A 20,377-nucleotide genomic window follows, 5' to 3' on the forward strand; every position below is an offset into this window, starting at 1 on the left:
GATGGACGCGTTCGCGGAGACGCCCGACCATCACGGGGCCTTTCCCCGGTTGAGCGACGGGCAGATCGACAGGCTCGCACCCTACGGAACCCGCCGGCCCACCCGGGTGGGCGACGTCCTGGTCAGGCAGGGCGAGGTCTGCCCGGAATTTTTTGTCATCCTGACGGGGAAGGTGGCCGGCGTCGACGACGAGCAGGTCACCTGGGTGCACGGGCCCGGGCGCTTCCTCGGTGAGCTGGGGCTGCTCACGGGCCTGAAGTCGTTCTTGACGTCGGTCGTCTGCGAGGCGGGTGAGGTCCTGGCGGTTCCGACCTGGCGCCTGCGGGAGATCGTCGCCCATGACTGCGAGCTGGGAGACCTGATCCTGCGGGCCTACATGGTCCGCCGCTCGTTGCTGATCGTCCAGGGGAGGGGGCTGAGGATCATCGGCTCCCGCTACTCGCCCGGCACCCGGAGGTTGCGCGAGTTCGCCGCCAGAAACCGGTTGCCGCACCGGTGGATCGATCTGGAGGAGGACGGGGACGCGGAGGCGCTGATCCGCAACCTCGGCATCACGTCGGATCAGACCCCGATCGTGATCGTGGGCGGGACCCGGGTTCTGCGCAATCCCGGCAACGCCGAGCTGGCGCGCGCCGTCGGCCTGCCCGCACCGGCCATGCCGGAGAGCGTCGTCGATCTTGTCATCGTGGGAGCGGGCCCGGCGGGCCTGGCGGCCGCGGTGTACGGGGCGTCGGAGGGTCTGAGCACGGTGGTGCTCGACGCGGTCGCGCTCGGCGGCCAGGCGGGCACCTCCTCGTGCATCGAGAACTATCTCGGCTTCCCCACGGGCATCTCCGGCGCCGAACTCACCGAACGGGCCGTCATCCAGGCCAGGAAGTTCGGCGCGTCCCTCGGCGTCCCGGCCGAGGCCGCCTCGCTGGAGCAGCGGGACGGCCACTACACCATCGGTCTCGGCGAGGGGCGGCCGGTCCACGGCCGGACGGTGATCATCGCCACCGGGGCGCGCTACCGCAGGCTCGACGTGCCGGACCTGGAGGACTTCGAGGGCAACGGCGTGTACTACGCCGCGACCCTGGCCGAGGCCGGATTCTGCAAGGGTGACCCGGTCGTGGTGGTGGGCGGCGGGAACTCGGCCGGCCAGGCGACGATCTTCCTGTCCGAGCACGCCGCCTCGGTGCGCCTGCTCGTCCGCGAGGAGAGCCTCGGGCAGAACATGTCGCATTATCTCACCGACCGGATCGAGAACAACCCCCGGGTGGAGGTGATGCTCCACACCGAGGTGCGCAAGCTCGTCGGCACCGATGGCCTGGAGGCCGTCATCGCCGAGGACAACCAGACCGGGGCGCGGACGCGCCTGCACACCCGGGCCATGTTCGTGCTCATCGGCGCCGATCCGTGCACGGCCTGGCTCGCCCCCTCCCTCGCCCTCGACGACAAGGGATTCGTCCTCACCGGTTTCGACGACAGCCTGCCCCTGGAGACCAGCCTGCCGGGCGTCTTCGCGGTGGGCGACGTCAGAAGCCAGTCGGTCAAACGGGTCGCCTCGGCCGTGGGTGAGGGCGCGATGGCGGTCCGGCTGGTGCACGAGCACGTCACACGCGTGGTGCCTCAGCCGGTCGGATGAACGCTCTCCTCTCCGGAGCGCCTGGCCAGCTCGACCCGCGAGCGGATGTTCAGCTTGCGGAAGACCTGGCGCAGGTGGAAGGCGACGGTGTGCTCGCTGATGAACATCTGCTCGGCGGTCTGCCGGTTCGTCAGCCCCTGGGCGACCAGATCGCAGACCGCGTGCTCGGTACCGGTCAGGCTGTCCCATCCCGACACGGGGTGATCGGTCCTGACCCAGTGACGGCGGCGCTCGCCCAGCGCCCGCAGCCTGCCCCGCACCCGTGCCGCGTCACGGGTGGCCTCCGCGGTCCCGTAACAGGTGAGCGCGTCGTTGAGACTGTCGACGACCAGGTCGCGGGAGCCGCCGTCCGCGCTGAACAGCACGCCGAGATCCTCCGCCGCCGAGGCCCTGGCCCACGGGTCGGTATGCTCGGCCGCGGCCCGGCCCAGCGCGTCGGGGTCGTGGTCGCGCAGGCCCCGCGCGTGGCAGGCGGCCACCGAGGGTCCGGGCAGGGAGGGATTGCGCCAGGCGATGCCCTCCGCCGCGTCGACGACGGCGTCGGCCCGCCGCGGGTCGCCGGTCGCCATCGCCACCCGTACCAGCCACGCCGCGGCGGCGGGCTCACCGGTCAGCGCGCCGGTGTGCCTGGGCAGCGCGTCGTAGATGAGGCCGAGCGATCCCATCGCGGCCGCGGCTCCGTCGAGCGCCTCGCTGATCCGCCCGGCCGTCAGCTCCGAGTGGAGCCGCGTGCACGGCGGCACGCCCCGCGCCGACCTGGCCGGATCCCTCTCCAGGTATCTGGCGGCGCCGGGAAGATCGCCCGCTCGCAGTGACGCCGTGCCGAGCACCGAGACGGCCGAGGAGGCGAGGGCCGGGGCGTCCAGGACACTCGCGGCGACCAGGCCGGCCTCGGCCTGCTCGATCGCGCCGCCCGGCCGGCCCGCGGCGAGGGCCAGGCGGGCGCGGAGGACGGAGATCTCGGCGGCCCACAGAGGTTGTCCATCCGCCTCCGCCTCGGCGCTCTCCGTCATCGCCTCCGCCTCGTCGAGCAGCCAGAGGTCGGTCAGCATCCTCGCCAGGACGGTCCACGGCCGTGGATGGCATCCGCCGGCCGGTAGTTCCACGGCTTCGCGGGCCAGGTCGAGGCCGCGGGAGAGCCTGCCCTCGTCCCAGGCGAGCAGCGACAGGGCCACCAGCGCCTCGGCCGTGGCATCGTCGGTGTGCCGGTGTACGGGGGCCGGACGGATGGGCGGGTTGCGCTCGATCTGGTGGTGCAACGCCTGCCGTACCGGCACGGGCACCTTCTCGACGACCGACCGCCAGAGCAACTCGTGCCGGAACGCCAGCTCGTCGGAGGTGGCGACGAGCACGCCCGCCGCCAGCGCCTCCTCAAGCGCGGGAAGCAGCGCGGTCGGAGTCTCGCCGAGCAGTTCGGCCGCGTACGTCGGCGAGAACGAGCGCCCGAGCACCGCGGTGGCCTCCAGCAGGTGCCGGGTCTTGGTGCCGAGCTCGTCCAGGCGTCGCCGTACGGCGGTGTGGACGCGCCCCGGCAGCGCGGCCCCGGTCAGCCGGGCGACGCCGTCTTCGACGCGGACGCGCTCCTCCTCGCGTAGCCCCCTGAGGAGTTCGGCGAGAAGGAGCGGGTTGCCGCCGGCCTGGGTGGCCAGCACGGCCAGTTCCTCCCCGGCGGGCACGCCCAGGGCGTCGGTGGACATCTCGGCCACCGCGTCGTCGTCGAGCGGTTGCAGGAGGATCCGGACGGCTCCCTCCTCTTCCAGCAGGTCGAACAGCCGGTCGGCGTCGTCGTGGCCCGAGGCGGTACGGCGGGTCAGGAGCCAGGCCACGGGACGGGACGCCAGCTGCGAGGGCAGGGTCCGCAGGGCCATGAGCGTGGCCGGATCGGCCCACTGGAGATCGTCCAGGGTGACGAGCAGCGGCCCGGAGCCGGTTCTCTCCTCCAGCGAGGTCTGAACCTGTTCGGCCAGCCACAGCAGCAGACCGGACCCCTCGGGAAAGGGGAAGGCGTGCCTGGCGACGGTGATGGGCGCCGGTGACTCCTCCAGGGCGGACAGCAGCGGTCCCAGCGGCATCAGCCGTCCCAGCTGGTCGGCCCGTCCGGCGGCCACCGCGACTCCTCGCGCGGACGCGACGCTCGCGGCTTCGAGGAGAAGAAGGCTTTTCCCTATCCCCGGCTCGCCCTCGACGAGCATGACGTTCTGGCTCGCGCCCGCGACGGTTCTCAGCAGTTTGAGGACCGCCGACCACTCACGCCTCCGGCCGCGCATCGCCCTGTCCCGGATCTGAGGTCATGGCCAAGCTTCCTCCTCGGTGATCCTAGATGTCACGTTCCCGGAAGATGGAGCGGTGCACGGAATGACCCCGCACTTCAGAGCTATTTTCTCTGGGTTTGACCTGGGCGGCCCGATCGTGGTGCCGGGTTTGCCGTACCGGGACCGTCCCGCCGGCGAAGGGCTCGTACGGTCACCCGCAATCGGTTCCGGCAGCGCGCGCCGACGATCATGATGTGGAGCCGGGCCTGATCCACCGACGGCCACCGCAGCGGCACGGAGGCGCTCTCCGGCCGCACCGCCTGCGGTGTGCGGGTCGGCCCTGCGTGACCGGCAGCCGGACCTCTGCCTCGACCGACGCCCCGCGTCATCGGCGCCGCGATCCCGGGCTCTGGCCTGGAGCGTCGGCGATGGATCTCATGTTCCGATCACGACCTTGCCGACATGCTGCTTGGCGGCGAAGTGCGTGTAGGCGTCCTTCGCCTCGTCGAACGGGAACACGCTGCCGATGACCGGGCGCAACGTGTGGTGCGCGATCGCCCGGTTCATCGCCTCGAAGCTCGCGCGGCTGCCGACGTAGAGTCGCCGGATGGTGGCGGGCGCACCCAGCGCCGGCGCGTCGAGGGTGCCGGCCCCGAGGGCGGCGACCAATGCGAGGTGCGCGTCGGCTCCGCAACTGGCCAGCGATCTGGGCAGCGTGTCGAGCCCACCGGTCTCGACCACGTGGTCGACGCCGCGACCGTCCGTCGCGTCGCGCACCGCGCGCTCCCAGTCGGGAGACCGGGAGGAGTTCACGACCACGCTCGCGCCGTGTCGCTTGAGCAACTCGGCTTTCGACTCGCTCGAGGTGACCGCGATGACGCGCGCGCCGAACAGCGTGGCGAACTGCAGCGCGAACAGCGCCACACCCCCGGATCCGATCGTGAGCACGGTCTCCGACGGCAGCACCGGCCGGAGACCCGTGAGCGCGGACCAGGCCATTACCCCGGCACAGGGCAGCGTCGACGCCTCCTCGTACGAGAGGTGCGCCGGGATCGTGACCAGTGCTTCCTGGTCGGCGACCGCGAACTCGGCCAGCATGCCGTCGCGGGTGCAGCCGAACTGCTCGGCTGCCATCTCGACGGCGAAGCGGCCGTCCCGCCAGCGCGGGAAGTAGGTGGCGGCGACACGGTCGCCGACAGCGACGCGGGTCACCCCCTCGCCGACGGCCACTACCTCGCCGGCGCCGTCGCTCACCGGCACGACTCCGGCCGTGCCCGGGACCGGATACCGCCTGTGCATGATGAGCAGATCCCGGTAGTTCAGCGACCGGGCGTGAATCCGTACAACGGCCTCGCCGGGGCCGGGCTGCGGCATCTCACGGTCTCGAAGGACGAGACCGTCGAGGCTTTCGAACCGGTCGAGCTGATAGGCCCGCATCGTGTCCTCTTTCTGTTCGTCGGGAGTCCCTGTCACCGGTGCTTGATGACGCGAGACCGCATCGCCTGGCCGAGACATCCGCCTGCATCGCCCGAGCACGCGGAGGCGATCCCGCCGCCATCCGGTCCGACCCGGGTCATGGAGCCCCGTGCCGGTCCTGCGCCCCGCCGGGCGTTTCCTCCTGCGGTGGCACGCCGAAGCGGATGTCGTCGTCCATGCGTCACACCTTGCAGGCCGCCGGTGAACAGCGACAATTCCCCGCGGGGAATGGCCCGGCACGGACGGCGGGCGCCACGTCCAAGGGCATGGCTCCGCGAATCGTGAACGCCGGTCAGACCTGTCGCCTGGTCGAAGCGGGCTCACGACAGAGGCGAGAACGAGGCCGGGAGCAGTTCGGCGAGGCGCCGTACTGCTTTCTCGTCGCGCACGAGCGGCACCCCTGCCTGCCGCTCGTGGGTTCGAGCCGGTCGGGGCCCGGCGCTCCGAGGCGGAGCCGGTCGGCGCCCGGCAGTCGTGTGTTCGAGCCGGTCAGCGCTCGATGAGCGTGACCTCCAGGGAGTAGTGCGAGGCCCGGTAGACGTGTGAGCCGTACTCCACGGCCCTGCCCTGATCGTCGTAGGTGGTGCGGAGCAGGGTGAGCAGCGGCGCGCCGCGCCGCTCGTCGAGCAGTCTGGCCTCGGCCGCGGTGGCCGCGCGCGCTCCGATGCGCTGGTTCGCCACGCGCATTCGCACCCCGGCCGCGCGCAGCAGCTCGTAGAGCCCGCGTTCTGAGAGGTTCTCGGCGGTCAGCGTGGCGAGGCCGAGGGGCAGCCAGTTGTGCAGCAGCGCCAGCGGCTCGCCGGAGGCATAGCGGATCCGCTCCAGGCGCAGCATCTCCGTGCCGATCGTGACCCCGAGGATCGCGGCGACGTCCTCCTGGACCGGCGCGCGCTCCAGGGACAGCACCCGGGTGGCCGGCTCCTGGCCGGCCCTGCGCAGGTCGTCGTAGAGGCTGGTGAGCTCCACCGAGCGCTTGACCTGGCCGTGCACCACCTGGGTTCCGACGCCTCGCTTGCGCACCAGCAGGCCCTTGTCGACGAGATACTGGATCGCCTGGCGCACGGTCGGCCGGGACAGGCCGAGCCGGTCGGCGAGCAGGATCTCGTTGTCCAGCCGGGAGCCGGGGATCAGGTCGCCACGCCGGATGGCCTCGGAGATCTGCTCCGCCACCTGGAAGTACAGGGGGATCGGGCTGGACCGGTCGAGGTCGATGGCGAGCTCCGCTGTCATTCGCCCTCCCCGTACATACGCTCCGTGATCAGGCTAGCGGACATCAGAATGTCATGACAAATAGCCGCTTCTGCGTACGGCGACACGCCCAAGTGGGCGGAGGCCGCCCGCGGCAGTAGGGTCGTTTCATGCGATGTGGCCGGAGGCGGTCGAGCGTGGCCTGCCGGGGGCGGGCAGCGGGTATAACCGGGAGAGTGACGCCGTGCGACGCGGCGAGTATCCTGAGTATCAGAATTACCCATTGATCCTGTAGGAAATGCGGGTAAGGTAATGGTCTCGCCACACGAAGGAGCCGCCATGAGCCCGGAACCGGGGGCCGAGAACCCGCTGGCCACCGCGGTCAGGGCCGCGCGCTGGATCCGGTCGGCGGCCGTGGACGACGAGCGTGGCCGGCACTGGCGAGCCAACCCCGACCCGCGAGGCCGGGCCGCCATGCCCGACCATCCGCTGTCGCTGTACTCCGGGGCGGCGGGGATCGTCCTGTTCTTCCTCGAGCTCGCCGCCGCCACCGGAGACGAGAGCTATCTCGTCGATGCGAGGGCCGGAGCCCGATACCTGGCCGCCACCTGGCGCGAGCAGGCCGATCTCTCCCTCCACCACGGCCTGGCCGGAGTGATGTTCGTGCTCGCCGAGGCCGGATGGGCCACCGGCGACGACTCCTTCGAGATCGAGGCCGGGGCCGTCGCCGACCAGATCGTGCGCAGCGCGCGCCCGATCGACGGAGGCCTGGGCTGGACCGGCGATCCCGCCCAGCGCGGCGACGGCGGGATCATCCTCGGTCTCCTGCACGCCGGGGGCATCCTGGGGGTGCCCGCCTACCAGGAGATCGCCGTCGAGGCCGGCGCCCGTATCGCCACGCTCGTCGTGCCCGGCCACCGCTTCGGCGAGGGCGCCTGCGCGGACCTGCCGCTGGACGCCGTCACGCCGGGCTTCCTGTCCGGCACGGCCGGCACCGCCTTCCTGCTCGCCCGCCTGTACGGCGTGACCGGGGAGAGCCACTTCCTGAGCGCCGCCAGGAGAGGGGCCGACTTCGTCCGGGCGGTCAGCACCGTGACCGAACGGTGCGCGATGATCCCGCACCACATCCCGCAGGGCCGTGACCTGCACTATCTGGGCTTCTGCTCGGGCTCCGCCGGGGTCGCGAGGATGTTCTACGAGCTGCATCGGGTGGCGGGCGACGCCGCCGACTTCGACTGGGTCGAGCGGCTGGCCAGGGGGATCGCCGTCAGCGGTGTTCCCGCCCGCCAGACGAACGGCTACTGGAACGCGGCCTGCCAGTGCTGCGGCGCGGCCGGGCTGCTGGAGCTGTTCGTCGGCCTCTGGGCGGCGACCGGCAGCCAGACGCATCTGGAGCTCGCCCAGGCCCTGGGGGCGAATTTGATCGGACGCGCCGCGGGCCACGATGAGCAGGGCTCCCGCTGGTACCAGGCCTATCGGCGGCTGCGGCCCTGGGAGGTCACCGCCGACACCGGCTACATGGTCGGCGCGGCCGGGATCGGGGCCGCGCTCCTTCACCTGGACGCCACCACGCGCCCGGCGGAGGCACGGCGGCTCATCCTGCCGCCCGACAACCCCTTCCCTGCCATCCCCGTGCCCAGCGCGACGCTCCGCCGTTCCTGAGGATCGTGCGACCATGCCGCGGGAGAGCAGAGATCACCCTCACAGGGGACACGGGAGACGCAGGGGACGCGGGGGGCACAGTGTAACCGCCGCCGATTCCCGCTTCGAGGCACCCCTCACCAGGAGGTACCGTCAAACATCGGGTCCTTCCCCGGGCTCGTCCCCCCGCACCTGCCCCTCGACATCAAATTCGGCATGCCGGATCGTGCCACTCCTCCTCAAGGATGGGCGGCAGCCGCCGACGACTCTCGTGCGGAGGCTCTGAGGCGATCAGCCCTAATCGATCGTCAAAGGGTGACCAAACTCGTGACCATGATTGGTGATTCTCTGTGAGTGATGCGCAAGCTTTGCCTACCGTCGGTGCCGTGACTATCGAGGACTTCCTTCCCGACCCCGAGCGTTCGGTGGTCGCGATCGAGCCGGCCGAGTCGGCCGCAGGCCACTGGGCGGGTGCCCCGAGCGCGGTGGCGAGCGACGGGCTGATCTATCTCGCGTACCGGCTGCGCCGGCCCATCGGGGAGGGACGCGGTTACGCCGTCGTCGTCGCCCGGTCCTCCGACGGCGTGCGGTTCGAGACGCTGGTCACGATCGGCAGGCAGGAGATGGACACCGAGTCGCTGGAGCGACCCACCCTGATCCGTACTCCGGAGGGTCGCTGGCGGCTCTATCTGAGCTGCGCCACCTACGGCACCAAGCACTGGCGCGTGGAGGTGCTGGAGGCCGACGACCCGTCCGGTTTCGACCCCGGGCACCGCCAGACCGTGCTGCCCGGCGACCCGAAGACGGGCGTCAAGGACCCGGTGATCGTACGGCAGGGCGGAATGTGGCACCTGTGGGCCTCCTGCCATCCGCTGGCCGAGCCCGATGAGGCCGACCAGATGGTGAGCGACTACGCCACCAGCGCCGACGGGCTCGAATGGATCTGGCAGGGCACGGCGCTCAGCGGCCGTCCCGGCCTCTGGGACGCCCGGGGCGCGCGGATCGCCGCGGTCCGCTTTCTGGAGGGGCAGGTGCTGGCCTTCTACGACGGCCGAGCCACCGCGGCGGAGAACTACGAGGAGAAGACCGGCGTGGCCGTCGGGGTCGACCCGGCCGTGCTGACCCCGGTCGGCGTCGTGCCCGCCGCCGCCTCACCGCACGCGGGTGGCGGCCTGCGCTACCTGGACATCGTGGACCTGCCGGAGGGCGGGCGGCGGCTCTACTACGAGTACACCCGCGCCGACGGGGCGCACGACCTCCGTACCGAGCTGCGCTGACGCAGAGCGCGGGGCTTCCCCGCGCTCTGCGTCAGCCATGGGCGAGCGGCCTTTCCCGCGCTCCATACCGGGCCGCGCTGACTGGCGCGCGCGGGCTTTCCCGCACCGCGGCACGCCGTACGACCCCCGGCCCCGCCGGCGGGGCCGGGGGGAAACTCCGCGTCACGTCTGCGGGCGGCCGTTCCGGGCCTGGCGCTGGCCGGCGGGGCGGACGCCCACCAGGCCGCCGGACCGCTCACGGGGACGCAGCCAGTCGCTGAAGTCCTCGCCGGTCACCTTCTGCAGCAGTGCCACGTCCTTGGCGAAGTAGCCGATCAGCTGCTCCCGCTGATCCCAGGTCAGGGGCTGGCGGGAGCGCGCCCGCTGTTGCAGCCGCTGTTCCAGCGGATCGGTCAGCGCCCCGCTCACCCGCGCCGGCAGGAACCGGCCGACCGCCGATCCGACGCGCAGCGCCCTGGACAGCACGCGGTGCCCGCGTGTCGGCTCCGGGTGCGCGGTCACGTTCTCACGGGGAACCTCGGTGATGACGCCGGTCTCGACCCCGAGGAAGCGGCAGATCCGGTCCAGGGTCTCGGCGGGCCGGTCCACCAGGTCCCGATAGCGGTAGACCAGAACCTGCTCGCGGGGGAACAGGGTGAACAGGTGCGCCAGCTGCTCGCCGTACCTGCCGAGCCCGCGGTAGTGCCAGAACGGCGCCCAGCCCGCCTCGATCCGCCGCTGCTCCTCCTCGCAGGCCCTCAGGATGTCGCCGATCGGCTCCAGCCCGGCCGACCACAGGTGTGTCCAGTTGGAGTGGGCCCGCTCCACCGGGTCACGCAGCACCACGATGAGCCTGGCGTCGGGGATCGCGGCGCGGATGCGCCGCTGCGCGGCCAGGTCGTAGAGGTAGAGCGGGGTGGATTCGCCGGTCAGCGTGCCCGGCGGGGCGGCGTCGAAGAGGGCCTCGTAGTCCTCTCGCCGCCAGATGTGCTCGCGGTATGTCTGGACGTCGCCGGGACCGCCGCGGGTCGGGGGCGGGCCGTCGGTCAGGAAGAACTTCGGTTCCTTCACCGGTGACAGGAAGAGTCCCGGATGCCGGGCCAGCGCCGCGTGCAGCGCGGTGGTCCCAGACTTTGGGGCACCAATCGTAAGGAAATCCGGCATGGGCATCTTATTACCCCTAATTCCTACTGATATTATGGTAAATATAATCCTTTTTGGGGCGAAGGCAAGGGGCCGACGGCAGAGAGAATCGCCGCATGGCGGGGGACCCGCTGGTCGTGAGGAGAGTTTGAGTCGTCGGCGTCGACGCTCAGGTCAAGGAAGCCGGCTACCTCGTTTCAGTTGACGGACGTGACATTGGTGTCCTTCCGGGGAGCCGTAGCCGCAAGGGTGACGTCATCGTCAGAAACCAGGATACCTTCATCGCATTTCGCGTCCGGTTGCCCGTCGGGCGCCATTGCCCTACCCATCTCGGCGCCGTCAATGCGTACGCCCGGAGATGCCGTCAATGCGCCCGCCCAGAGATAACGCCGCATTTATAAGTCTTAATGTCACGACAAATTATTGACATGCAGGTAATGCGTTGGTTACAAACCAGGGGCGGGGGGATCCGGCGAGGCGACGCACGGAGGTTACCGATGAAGTGGACAACAGGGCTGGTCGTGGCGGCCATGCTGGGGTTCTCCGCCCTGACCGGCTGCTCGAGTGGCTCGGGCGGGCAGGACGGCGGGGCGTCGGCGGGTGCGGCGACGGCCCCGGCCCCGGCGGCCGGGGGCGGCACCTTCGCCGTCATCACTCACGCGGGCTCGGGAGACGCCTTCTGGGACGTGGTCAAGAACGGCGCCGAGGCCGCCGGCAGGCAGTACGGGGCCACGGTGAGTTACCAGGGTGACGGGGATCCCGCCCGGCAGTCCCAGCTCATCGACCAGGCCGTGAGCCAGAAGGTCGACGGCATCGTGGTCTCCATGGCCAATCCGGACGCGCTGAAGGAGGCGGTCGGAAAGGCCGTCGCCGCCAAGATCCCGGTGATCACCATCAACTCCGGCGGTGACAGGTCCCGCGAGTTCGGCGCGATCACCCACGTCGGGCAGTCCGAGGACGTGGCGGGGCGCGGCGCGGGGGAGAAGCTCAAGGCCGAGGGGGTCACCAAGCTGCTCTGCGTGATCCACGAGGCCGGGAACGTGGGCCTCGACCAGCGGTGCAACGGCGCGACCGAAGGACTGGGCGCGGCGGTCGAGCGGCTCCAGGTGGACGTGGGCAACCTCGCCGACGCCACCTCCAAGATCAAGGCCAGGCTCCAGTCGGACACCTCCGTCAACGGCGTGCTCACCCTCAACCCGGCCGTGGCGGTGGCCGCCCGTGACGCGATCGCCGACGGCGGCTCCAAGGCCAAGCTCGGTACCTTCGACCTGTCGGCCGACGTGGTCACCGCCATCAAGGACGACGAGATCCTGTTCGCGGTGGACCAGCAGCAGTACCTCCAGGGCTGGCTGCCGATCACCTTCCTGACCCTCTACAAGAACAACCTCAACACCGTCGGCGGCGGCCTGCCGGTCAACACCGGACCCGGGTTCGTCACCAAGGACAACGCCGAGCAGGTCGCCAAGCTGGCCGAGAGCGGCACGCGGTGACGGTGGCGGACGAGCGGCTCGCCCGGACCGGGGTGGCCCGGCGGCTGCTGATCCGGCCGGAGCTCGGCGCGGTGGTCGGTGCCGTCGTGGTCTTCGGGTTCTTCGCGAGCCAGTCGGCCACGTTCCGTTCGATCGAGGGCGTGGCCAACTGGCTGGACCCGGCCTCCACACTCGGGATCATGGCGGTGGCGATCGCGCTGCTGATGATCGGCGGGGAGTTCGACCTGTCGGCCGGGGTGCTCACGGGTACCACCGGCCTCATCATGGTCATCCTCGCCACCCGGTACGGCCTTCCGATCTGGGCGGCGATGCTCGTCGCCCTCGTCGTCGCCCTGCTGATCGGGTTCGTGAACGGGCTGATCGTGGTCCGCACCAAGCTGCCGAGCTTCATCGTCACGCTCGGCACGTTCCTGATGCTCCAGGGCGTCAACCTGGGCGTCACCAAGGCTCTCACCGGGACCGTGCAGGTCAGCGGTCTGCGCAAGGCCGAGGGGTACGAGGAGGCGCGGGCCCTGCTCGCCGGGACGATCCCGGTCGGCGGGACCGACTTCCGGGTGGCCATCCTGTGGTGGGTAGGCGTCGCCGCCCTGGCCACCTGGGTGCTCACCCGGACCAGAGCCGGAAACTGGATCTTCGCGGTGGGTGGCGACGACCAGGCCGCCCGCGCCGTCGGGGTCCCCGCCGAACGGACGAAGATCGCACTGTTCATGACCACCGCCGTGGCCGCCTGGCTGGTCGGCTCGATCATGGCGCTGCGCTTCACCTCGGTGCAGGCCAACTCCGGCATCGGCCAGGAGTTCATCTACATCATCGCGGCGGTGATCGGCGGCTGCCTGCTGACCGGCGGGTACGGCTCCGCGATCGGGGCGGCCCTCGGCGCCGTGATCTTCGGCATGGCGGACAAGGGCATCGTCTTCGCCGGCTGGGACGCCGACTGGTTCAAGTTCTTCCTGGGCGCGATGCTGCTGCTGGCCACCCTCGCCAACCGGTTCGTCCGCCGCTACGCGGAGGAGGTGAGACATTGACCGCGACCGATGAGAAGACCCCGGCGGGCGCCGCCTCCGCCCTGCTGGAGGTCCGTGCCGCGGGCAAGACGTTCGGCGGTGTGATCGCGCTGCGGGACGTCTCGATGCGGGTGTGCGCCGGGGAGGTGACCTGCGTTCTCGGTGACAACGGAGCGGGCAAGTCCACGCTGATCAAGATCCTCTCGGGCATGCACGCCCCCGACTCCGGTGAGTATCTCGTGGACGGCGCCCCCGCCGCCTTCACCAGCCCCCGGGACGCCCTCGACCGGGGCATCGCCACCCTCTACCAGGATCTGGCGATGATCCCGCTGATGTCGGTCTGGCGGAACTTCTTCCTCGGCTCCGAGCCGAGGCTCGGCTGGGGTCCGTTCCGCCGCTTCGACGTGGCCAGGGCCAAGCGCGTGGTCCGCGAGGAACTGCGCTCCATGGGGATCGACATCCGCGACGTCGACCAGCCCGTGGGAACCCTGTCCGGCGGTGAGCGCCAGTCGGTGGCCATCGCCCGCGCGGTCCATTTCGGTGCTCGCGTGCTCATCCTGGACGAGCCCACCTCCGCCCTGGGCGTCAAGCAGGCCGGGGTCGTCCTGCGTTACATCGCCCAGGCCCGTGACCGGGGCCTGGGCGTCGTCTTCATCACCCACAACCCGCACCACGCCTACCCGATCGGCGACCGGTTCCTGCTGCTCAACCGGGGCGCCAGCCTCGGTGAGTACGGCAAGGCCGACATCACCCGCGAGGAGCTGACCTCGCTGATGGCGGGCGGAGCCGAGCTGGAGCAGCTCGCCCACGAGCTGAGCCGGGGAGATCCCACCGGCTGAAAAGATAGATCCTCGCAATGATTCGCAACATTATGCAATTAGGGGCAAAAGCTGGCGTACCGTCATCAAAAGATATTGACCTGCCGATGACGAGGTGATGGCAGATGGCGACCTCCACAGCCCGAATCAACGAGGCCAAAGGCATCCTCGCCGCACGGCTCCGTGCGATCCGCGCCGACGCCGGCCTGACCGGCCGGGCGCTGGCCAGTAAGACCGGCATGGACCACACGAAGATTTCCAAGATTGAGAATGCCGTCCAGATGCCGAACCAGGCCGACATCAAGATGTGGTGCGGGGCGTGCGAGGCCGAGGAGCAGGTGGTCGATCTCATCGCGGCCGCGCAGAACATCGAGGCCATGTACACCGAGTGGCGCCGGCTGGAGGAGACCGGGCTCCGCCACGTGCAGTCGTCGTTCCTGCCGCTGTACGAGAAGACCCGTCAGTTCCGCGTCTGGCAGCACTCGGCCGTCCCCGGCCTGATCCAGACGCCGGACTACGTGCGCGCGCACCTGCGGGCCATCATCGACTTCCGGGGCATCCCCGACGACATCGACGCCGCGGTGACCGCCCGGCTGAAGCAGCAGGAGATCCTGCGGAGCGGCAGCAGGCGGTTCGCGTTCATCATCGGCGAGCAGGCCCTCCGGACCCCGGTGGTCGATCCGGGGCCGATGACCGTCCAGCTGGGCCGGCTCGCCGAGCTGACGTCCGGTGTCGCCAACGTCAGCTTCGGCATCGTCCCCTCGGCCTCGCGGCCGCTGATCATGCCGCCGGAGAACTTCTGGATCTACGACGACGACCGCGTCCGCGTCGACACCGTCCCCGGCCAGATCCAGCACAAGGCGCCCAGCGACATCGCGGTGTATGAAAAGGCGTTCGAGACGTTGAGCGGTGCCGCGGTATACGGAGAAGAGGCTCGTCATCTGCTGGAAACCGCTGCCAACAAATTCCACGCAACATGACGCAACACTGTTGAGGGGGGCATTATCTGGTATTTAGCGTAGTTTGTGTGCCCCCCCACTTTTTTCATAACGGCCCCTCCCGAGACGAGATCATTCGAGTCGCCGAAGCACTGCAGGGTGAGCTGGCCCTGCGGAACATCCCGGCGGACGTGCACGAGGTCATCCAAGGCCAGGCGCTGATCTCCGTGTACTACGGGCTCGTGGCCCACACGAACGGCCGGTTCATCTGGTGGATCAGCCCGGAACCCAGTCGCGGCGGCGGCATTCTGCGCACCTACGCCAGGAGCCCGGCGAGGGCCGCCGCCAGGCTCGCGATCCACTACGAAATCGTGCAGTCCCGCCCTTTGGCCGAACTGACCGAACCGGCGCACAGCCGGTCACCCGCGGACCTCGTCGTGGCCCGGCATGCGCTCCGAGTATGACGCCGCGAAGATCGAAGCCGCCGCCCAGGTGCAGGCCGGCGCGTACGGATGGCTGGTGATGTGGAGACAGTGGCGGCGCTGTTTCACCGCCTGGGAGTGCCGCGACCCTCAGCAGGTCCGGATCATCGAGGCCCCCACGGTCGCCGAGCTGTGCGACCGCATGCAAGAAGTCGAACTGGAGCTCTGGCAGGCTTCCCCTTCCCTGCCCGCGTCATGGTCGCTCCCGTGTGACCTGCCGCTGAGGTCTGCCAGGTAAAACGCCGTGGCCCCGGGACAGATCATCGATCTCCGGGGGACGCACTCAAGGGAGACGTAACGTCTCCCGGGGCCATGGCCACCAACCGGCGGTTCGCGAACTTCGCGGGCCCCGGTTTTTCCGCGTCCGCCTCCAGAACGGGCCCCTGGTACTTACGGACCTGCAGCCGGTGCGTTTCGATGCCCAAGCACCATCACCTTCGATCTTGACCGGGAACGTTCCATCTGGGGAGAACCGACCCGAGGCTGAGTTTCGAGCGTTTCGAGAGCCGCTTACGCGCACGTGCGTGAGGGGCGTGGAGATCGCCGAGCTCATCCGGTAGTCCTCGTTGCCGGCCCACTCGGTTCAGGTGGCCGTACGCCGCGGACCTCGACACCCCGAACCCCAGGCCGCACAGGCGCGCGCAGTGTAAGTCGGGGCACCGTCCGGCGCGCGATGCGGCACCTCGGCGAGCTGGGGTGGACGGTGACCGTGCGGGGCCGCGGGACGTTCGTCGCCGAGCGGGAGAACCGGCCGGTCAAGCAAGGGGCGCCCCAGATCGGAGAGACACGTCCGGGTACTGCCCAAGCTTGAAATTGCTCACTCTAAGTAGTCATATAGAGCGTGCAGTGACGGAAAGGGTGATCCCCGGTAGGCGGACGCCCCTGCTCAAAGGAGAGAACCACGATGAACCGCACTACGATCGCCGCCGGCCTCATCGCCTTCGGCGCCATCCTGGCCGTGCCCGCACTGGCCGCCGGCCCGGCCCAGGCAGCAGAGACCTCGTCCCATCCCATCGGCGGGTTCGGCGGGTTCGGCGGCGGCTACTACGGCGGCGGATTCCGCGGCGGCTACTACGGCGGCGGGTTCGGTGGCGTCTACGGCGGCCGGTTCGGCGGCCTCTATGGCGGCGGCCTTTACGGCGGCGGCATCTACGGCGCCGGTATCTACGGTGCCGGCTGTATGCCGGCCGTGTACGCGGCCTCTCCCTGTGGTGGCCTCTACGGCGGCGGCCTCTACGGCGGTGGCGTCTACGGCGGCTGCGGCTACTAGGACGGCGGGTTCGGCGGGGGTTTCCGGCAGATCACGGCCAAGGCCTGATGGAGAGACGGCGAGGCCCCCGCCGGGGAAGAGGCGGGGGCCTATCGCGCCATAACGGGGCCCAGTCCCTCTCGCCGAGATCGGGCACCGCAAACGTGAGACGCCACACAGTGCACAAAGGTTGACAAGTGCACTAAAACGGGCAAGTGGTGTGTTCTGGCGCCCCACCCTTTATCCGGTCAAGGCTGCGTACCGGACCGTTGGCGCTTGTTGAAACCGTGCAGCAGGGTGTCGACGAGGCGGGTGGCCAGGGCGTCGGCGTCCTGGTCTTCGTCCGGTCCCGTCGCCGCCTCGTGGATGAGCGCATAGTAGACGCGGCGCGCCCAGTCGAGGTCGGCGTTCGCGCAGAGCAGGCCCGCGTCGCGCGCCCTGCGGAACATCTCGTCGCACCCTTCTCGGACCTCGGCGTGCACACGCGCGACCTCGGGATCGACCGAAGCGGTCCGGCTCATCGCGTAGCCCCGGTCAATCTTGACGCGGAACACGTTCGCGATCACCTGGTGAAGCGTGACCAGGGCCGGAGCCGTGGTCGTGTAGGCGGACTCGACGGCCTCGGCGAACCGCCGCGTGGCCCACGGGGTTGGGTGACAGGTCGCCTACAAGCAGCTCTTGTAGGCGACCCGGGAGCTGTTGTACGAGCAGGAGTCGATGAGCTTGCCGGACACGTTCCTCACGTACGCCGTGTCCGCGCTCTGGTTCCAGATGTAAGCGAAGGTCCCCCCGCTCCTGCCCCAGTAGCGGACGGTGGAGGTGTTCGTACCCTTGCCGGTCCGCACCGTGACCGTCTTCCCCGCGCCGAGGGTGAACGCGCCGAACGTGTAGACGTGATCCGCCGCGGACGTCTTGTCGCGGAGGGTCCAGCCCTTGAGGCTGACCGCTTTCCGGGTCGTGTTCTTGATCTGCGCGTACTCGCCGTTCAGGCTGCTGTTCGCGCCGTTGTCCGGCGATCCGGGCGAGTTGTAGTAGACCTTCACGAGCTGGATCGCCGGAATCGCGGCGGCCTGCGCCGGTGCAACGGGGACGAACACCACGGCCAGAGCGGCAGCGGACAGGGCCAGGGGGAGAGCACGCACCTTTGAATCCTCAAGCTGGAAGAGATGGGGCGGTGGTGAGACGGCCGGCCTACGGCACAGGTTGGCCACGAGCGTCGTTCTGCCAGCACACCGTGACATAGCGACGTCCTTCACCCGATAGAGGGTGAGGGCCTTACCGCACCCGGGAGCGCCTGGGATCTCGCCGGCCGGGGTGGTCCAGAGGTCGTTCCAGGGCCGATCGGCCAGGTCACGCGGGACGGACAGGCGCTTCACCTTGCCCTTGGTGCGATTCGCGAACGCGGCACGGATCTCTTGCCCAGTCGACAACTTCCTAAAATGCGTGCTAGTTTACCTAAAGGTATTAGGCAAATGCATAATCGATGCTGCCAAATGAGGGGGAGGGCATGGCACGTGTAGGACTGACGACGGAACGCCTGACCCGGGCCGGGGCGGAGCTGGCCGACGAGGTCGGCTTCGACCAGGTGACCGTCTCGGTGCTCGCCAGGCGGTTCGATGTGAAGGTCGCGAGTCTGTACTCGCACCTGAAGAACTCCCAGGACCTCAAGACCAAGATCGCCCTGTTCGCCCTGGAGGAACTCGCCGACCGGGTCGCCGCCGCCCTGGCCGGGCGGGCCGGCAAGGACGCTCTGGCCGCCTTCGCCAACGTCTACCGCGACTACGCCCGGGAGCATCCCGGCCGCTACGCCGCAGCCCAGCTGAGGCTGACCCCGGAGGCGGCGGCCGCCAGCGCCGGCGGCAGACACGCACAGATGACGCGGGCGATCCTGCGCGGCTACGACCTGACGGAACCGGACCAGACGCACGCGGTCCGGCTGCTGGGCAGCGTCTTCCACGGCTACGTCAGCCTGGAGATGGGGGGAGGGTTCAGCCACAGCGCCCCTGACACGCAGGAAACCTGGTCACGGGTCCTGGACGCCCTCGACGCCCTGCTGCGTAACTGGCCCGCGCCCTGACCCAGGACCCCCACGCCGGCCGGACGCCGCCGACCGCGCGGCGCATCGGCGAATCCGAACAATCCGAAAACTTCGATCAACAGGATGAGACCATGCACACCAAGCCCGACTGGATCAGCGCACCCGCCATCGCGGACCTCCTGCACGGCGCCCTCGACCTGCAGCACACCGCGCACGGTGTGCTGCCGCACCGGCTGCCCGCCCGTGCCCGCGCCCAGTGCGCCGACGGGCAACTCGCCATGGCGGAGGCCCAGCCCTCCGGTGTACGACTGGTCTTCCGTACCCGGGCCACCGTCGTCGAACTGGACACGCTGCCCACCAAACGGGTCTACGTCGGTGCCCCGCCCCGCCCGGACGGCGTGTACGACCTGCTCGTCGACGGCCGCCTGGCCGGCCAGGCCGGCGTGACCGGGGGCAACACCCTGACCATCGACATGACCACGGGGACCACCGAGTACCAGCCCGGCGCGGCCGGCACCCTCCGCTTCACCGGCCTGCCCGACCGTGTGAAGGACGTCGAGATCTGGCTGCCGCACAACGAGACCGCCGAACTCATCGCCCTGCGCGCCGACGCACCCATCGAGCCCGCACCGGACCGGGGCCGCAGGGTGTGGCTGCACCACGGCAGTTCGATCAGCCAGGGCTCCGACGCCGCAAGCCCCACCACCACCTGGCCCGCACTCGCCGCCTCCCTCGGCGACGTGGAACTGATCAACCTGGGCCTGAGCGGCAGCGCCCTGCTCGACCCGTTCACCGCCCGCGCTCTGCGCGACACCCCCGCCGACCTGATCAGCCTCAAGATCGGCATCAACCTGGTCAACACCGACCTGATGCGCCTGCGCGCCTTCACCCCGGCCGTCCACGGTTTCCTTGACACCATCCGCGAAGGCCACCCCACCACACCGCTGCTGGTCGCCTCGCCCATCTACTGCCCCATCCACGAAGACACACCCGGCCCCAGCGCCCCGGACTTCACCAACCTCAACGCCGGGCGACTGCGGTTCCGGGCCACGGGCGACCCGGCGGAGCGCGCGAGCGGGAAACTGACCCTGGCCGTCATCCGGGACGAGCTGGCCCGGATCGTGGAGCAACGGGCGGCCGAGGATCCGAACCTGCACTACCTCGACGGCCTCGACCTCTACGGTGAGGCCGACTCCGCCGAACTGCCGCTGCCCGACGAACTCCACCCCGACGCCGCCACCCACCGCCGCATCGGCGAACGCTTCGCCAAGCTCGCCTTCACCGCCAACGGTCCCTTCGCAGATCACAGCTCCTGAAACCGGTTCCTGTCACGCCACCCGTGAACGGCGAGACAGAACCCGGTGGCCCATGGCTTCACCCCCGAGACCGCCTTGGGCCGGCGGATGCACGGCTGAGCTGAAGATCACGATGTGCGGAAACCGCGGCCGGCGGACCACCCCGTCGTCCCCGTCGTCCCCGTCGGGCCCGGCGTTCACGGCAACAGGATCACTTTGCCGTTGAGCGTGCGGGATTCGGCGAGGGTCGGCGCCGCGGCCACCTCGTCGAGGGGGAAGCGCGCGGCGATGTTGGCCTTCAGGGTCCCGTCGGCGAGCAGGGTGAACACCTGCCCCAGGTCTTCTTCGAGGTGCTTGCGGAAGCGGGCCGGTCGCACCTTGTGGCCTGCCCACAGATCGTAGAACGTCGCACGGTGCCCGTTCGGCAGTGCGTTCCACAGCAGCACCCGGCCGAGGGCTTTCATGAACGGCAGCACCAGGCCG

General features: G+C 70.0%; 19 protein-coding genes. 12 read left to right on the forward strand and 7 right to left on the reverse strand.

Annotation, left to right across the window (positions count from 1 at the left end; all coding sequences use genetic code 11):
• The first annotated feature begins 1 nt into the window (after position 1).
• On the forward strand, positions 2-1,624 hold the full coding sequence (locus tag DKM19_RS17615) for an FAD-dependent oxidoreductase (RefSeq protein WP_110696633.1): 1,623 nt from the start codon (positions 2-4) through the stop codon (positions 1,622-1,624).
• Here the strand turns inward: DKM19_RS17615 and DKM19_RS17620 are convergent.
• The 3 genes from DKM19_RS17620 to DKM19_RS17630 all read right to left on the reverse strand — a co-directional run bounded on the left by DKM19_RS17620 (position 1,609) and on the right by DKM19_RS17630 (position 6,582).
• Entirely contained in the window at positions 1,609-3,891 is a 2,283-nt protein-coding gene (locus tag DKM19_RS17620) for an AAA family ATPase (protein WP_110696634.1), read from the reverse strand. The two genes, DKM19_RS17615 and DKM19_RS17620, sit on opposite strands and share 16 nt — an antisense overlap.
• Positions 3,892-4,311: 420 nt before the next feature.
• Complete coding sequence (locus tag DKM19_RS17625; RefSeq protein ID WP_110696635.1) at positions 4,312-5,313, reverse strand: NAD(P)-dependent alcohol dehydrogenase; 1,002 nt, start codon at positions 5,311-5,313, stop codon at positions 4,312-4,314.
• Between the two features lie 528 nt (positions 5,314-5,841).
• The gene (locus tag DKM19_RS17630; RefSeq protein WP_110696636.1) at positions 5,842-6,582 is read right to left on the reverse strand and encodes a GntR family transcriptional regulator; all 741 of its coding nucleotides are present in this window, start codon (positions 6,580-6,582) and stop codon (positions 5,842-5,844) included.
• A gap of 297 nt (positions 6,583-6,879) precedes the next feature.
• Here DKM19_RS17630 and DKM19_RS17635 point away from each other — a divergent pair, with 297 nt between their 5' ends.
• Positions 6,880-8,202, forward strand: a complete 1,323-nt coding sequence (locus DKM19_RS17635; RefSeq protein ID WP_110696637.1) for a lanthionine synthetase LanC family protein — start codon at positions 6,880-6,882, stop codon at positions 8,200-8,202.
• Between the two features lie 365 nt (positions 8,203-8,567).
• Positions 8,568-9,458, forward strand: a complete 891-nt coding sequence (locus tag DKM19_RS17640) for a hypothetical protein (RefSeq protein ID WP_239514299.1) — start codon at positions 8,568-8,570, stop codon at positions 9,456-9,458.
• A gap of 162 nt (positions 9,459-9,620) precedes the next feature.
• Here the strand turns inward: DKM19_RS17640 and DKM19_RS17645 are convergent, their stop codons facing one another.
• Positions 9,621-10,601, reverse strand: a complete 981-nt coding sequence (locus DKM19_RS17645; protein WP_239514300.1) for a sulfotransferase — start codon at positions 10,599-10,601, stop codon at positions 9,621-9,623.
• Positions 10,602-11,077: 476 nt separating this feature from the next.
• Here DKM19_RS17645 and DKM19_RS17650 point away from each other — a divergent pair, with 476 nt between their 5' ends.
• From DKM19_RS17650 to DKM19_RS50680, 7 genes are all read left to right on the forward strand, one after another.
• Positions 11,078-12,070 (forward strand): sugar ABC transporter substrate-binding protein, encoded by a 993-nt coding sequence (locus DKM19_RS17650; protein WP_110696639.1) that lies wholly within the window; start codon positions 11,078-11,080, stop codon positions 12,068-12,070.
• Entirely contained in the window at positions 12,067-13,095 is a 1,029-nt protein-coding gene (locus DKM19_RS17655; protein ID WP_110696640.1) for an ABC transporter permease, read from the forward strand. Before DKM19_RS17650 ends, DKM19_RS17655 begins: the two co-directional genes overlap by 4 nt.
• Positions 13,092-13,913 carry an ATP-binding cassette domain-containing protein gene (locus tag DKM19_RS17660; protein WP_110696641.1) on the forward strand — a complete coding sequence of 274 codons (822 nt, stop codon included), beginning with the start codon at positions 13,092-13,094 and terminating at the stop codon, positions 13,911-13,913. The genes DKM19_RS17655 and DKM19_RS17660 overlap by 4 nt, the downstream gene beginning before the upstream one ends.
• Positions 13,914-14,017: 104 nt before the next feature.
• Positions 14,018-14,872, forward strand: a complete 855-nt coding sequence (locus DKM19_RS17665) for a helix-turn-helix transcriptional regulator (protein WP_110696642.1) — start codon at positions 14,018-14,020, stop codon at positions 14,870-14,872.
• 47 nt (positions 14,873-14,919) lie between these two features.
• Entirely contained in the window at positions 14,920-15,294 is a 375-nt protein-coding gene (locus DKM19_RS17670; protein WP_110696643.1) for a hypothetical protein, read from the forward strand.
• On the forward strand, positions 15,278-15,550 hold the full coding sequence (locus tag DKM19_RS17675) for a hypothetical protein (protein ID WP_089209636.1): 273 nt from the start codon (positions 15,278-15,280) through the stop codon (positions 15,548-15,550). The genes DKM19_RS17670 and DKM19_RS17675 overlap by 17 nt, the downstream gene beginning before the upstream one ends.
• A 666-nt stretch (positions 15,551-16,216) precedes the next feature.
• Positions 16,217-16,582, forward strand: coding sequence for a hypothetical protein (locus DKM19_RS50680; RefSeq protein ID WP_204358836.1), 366 nt, complete (start codon positions 16,217-16,219; stop codon positions 16,580-16,582).
• 227 nt (positions 16,583-16,809) lie between these two features.
• Here the strand turns inward: DKM19_RS50680 and DKM19_RS17690 are convergent, their stop codons facing one another.
• Together DKM19_RS17690 and DKM19_RS17695 are read right to left on the reverse strand one after the other, a co-directional pair.
• Positions 16,810-17,127 (reverse strand): hypothetical protein, encoded by a 318-nt coding sequence (locus tag DKM19_RS17690; RefSeq protein WP_110696645.1) that lies wholly within the window; start codon positions 17,125-17,127, stop codon positions 16,810-16,812.
• A 99-nt stretch (positions 17,128-17,226) separates the two neighbouring features.
• A complete protein-coding gene (locus tag DKM19_RS17695; RefSeq protein WP_110696646.1) occupies positions 17,227-17,703 on the reverse strand; it encodes a lamin tail domain-containing protein in 477 nt (158 codons plus the stop codon).
• Between the two features lie 365 nt (positions 17,704-18,068).
• Between DKM19_RS17695 and DKM19_RS17700 the strand changes: the two genes are divergently transcribed.
• Both DKM19_RS17700 and DKM19_RS17705 read left to right on the forward strand, forming a co-directional pair.
• Positions 18,069-18,638: a TetR/AcrR family transcriptional regulator gene (locus DKM19_RS17700; RefSeq protein ID WP_110696647.1), complete on the forward strand. Its 570-nt coding sequence runs from the start codon at positions 18,069-18,071 to the stop codon at positions 18,636-18,638.
• A 92-nt stretch (positions 18,639-18,730) separates the two neighbouring features.
• A complete protein-coding gene (locus DKM19_RS17705) occupies positions 18,731-19,915 on the forward strand; it encodes a GDSL-type esterase/lipase family protein (RefSeq protein WP_110696648.1) in 1,185 nt (394 codons plus the stop codon).
• A 176-nt stretch (positions 19,916-20,091) separates the two neighbouring features.
• Here the strand turns inward: DKM19_RS17705 and DKM19_RS51730 are convergent, their stop codons facing one another.
• The gene (locus DKM19_RS51730; RefSeq protein ID WP_239514301.1) at positions 20,092-20,358 is read right to left on the reverse strand and encodes a zinc-binding dehydrogenase; all 267 of its coding nucleotides are present in this window, start codon (positions 20,356-20,358) and stop codon (positions 20,092-20,094) included.
• Positions 20,359-20,377: the final 19 nt, after the last annotated feature.

It is taken from the genome of Streptosporangium sp. 'caverna' (genome assembly GCF_003203775.1).
Lineage (GTDB): Bacteria > Actinomycetota > Actinomycetes > Streptosporangiales > Streptosporangiaceae > Streptosporangium > Streptosporangium subroseum.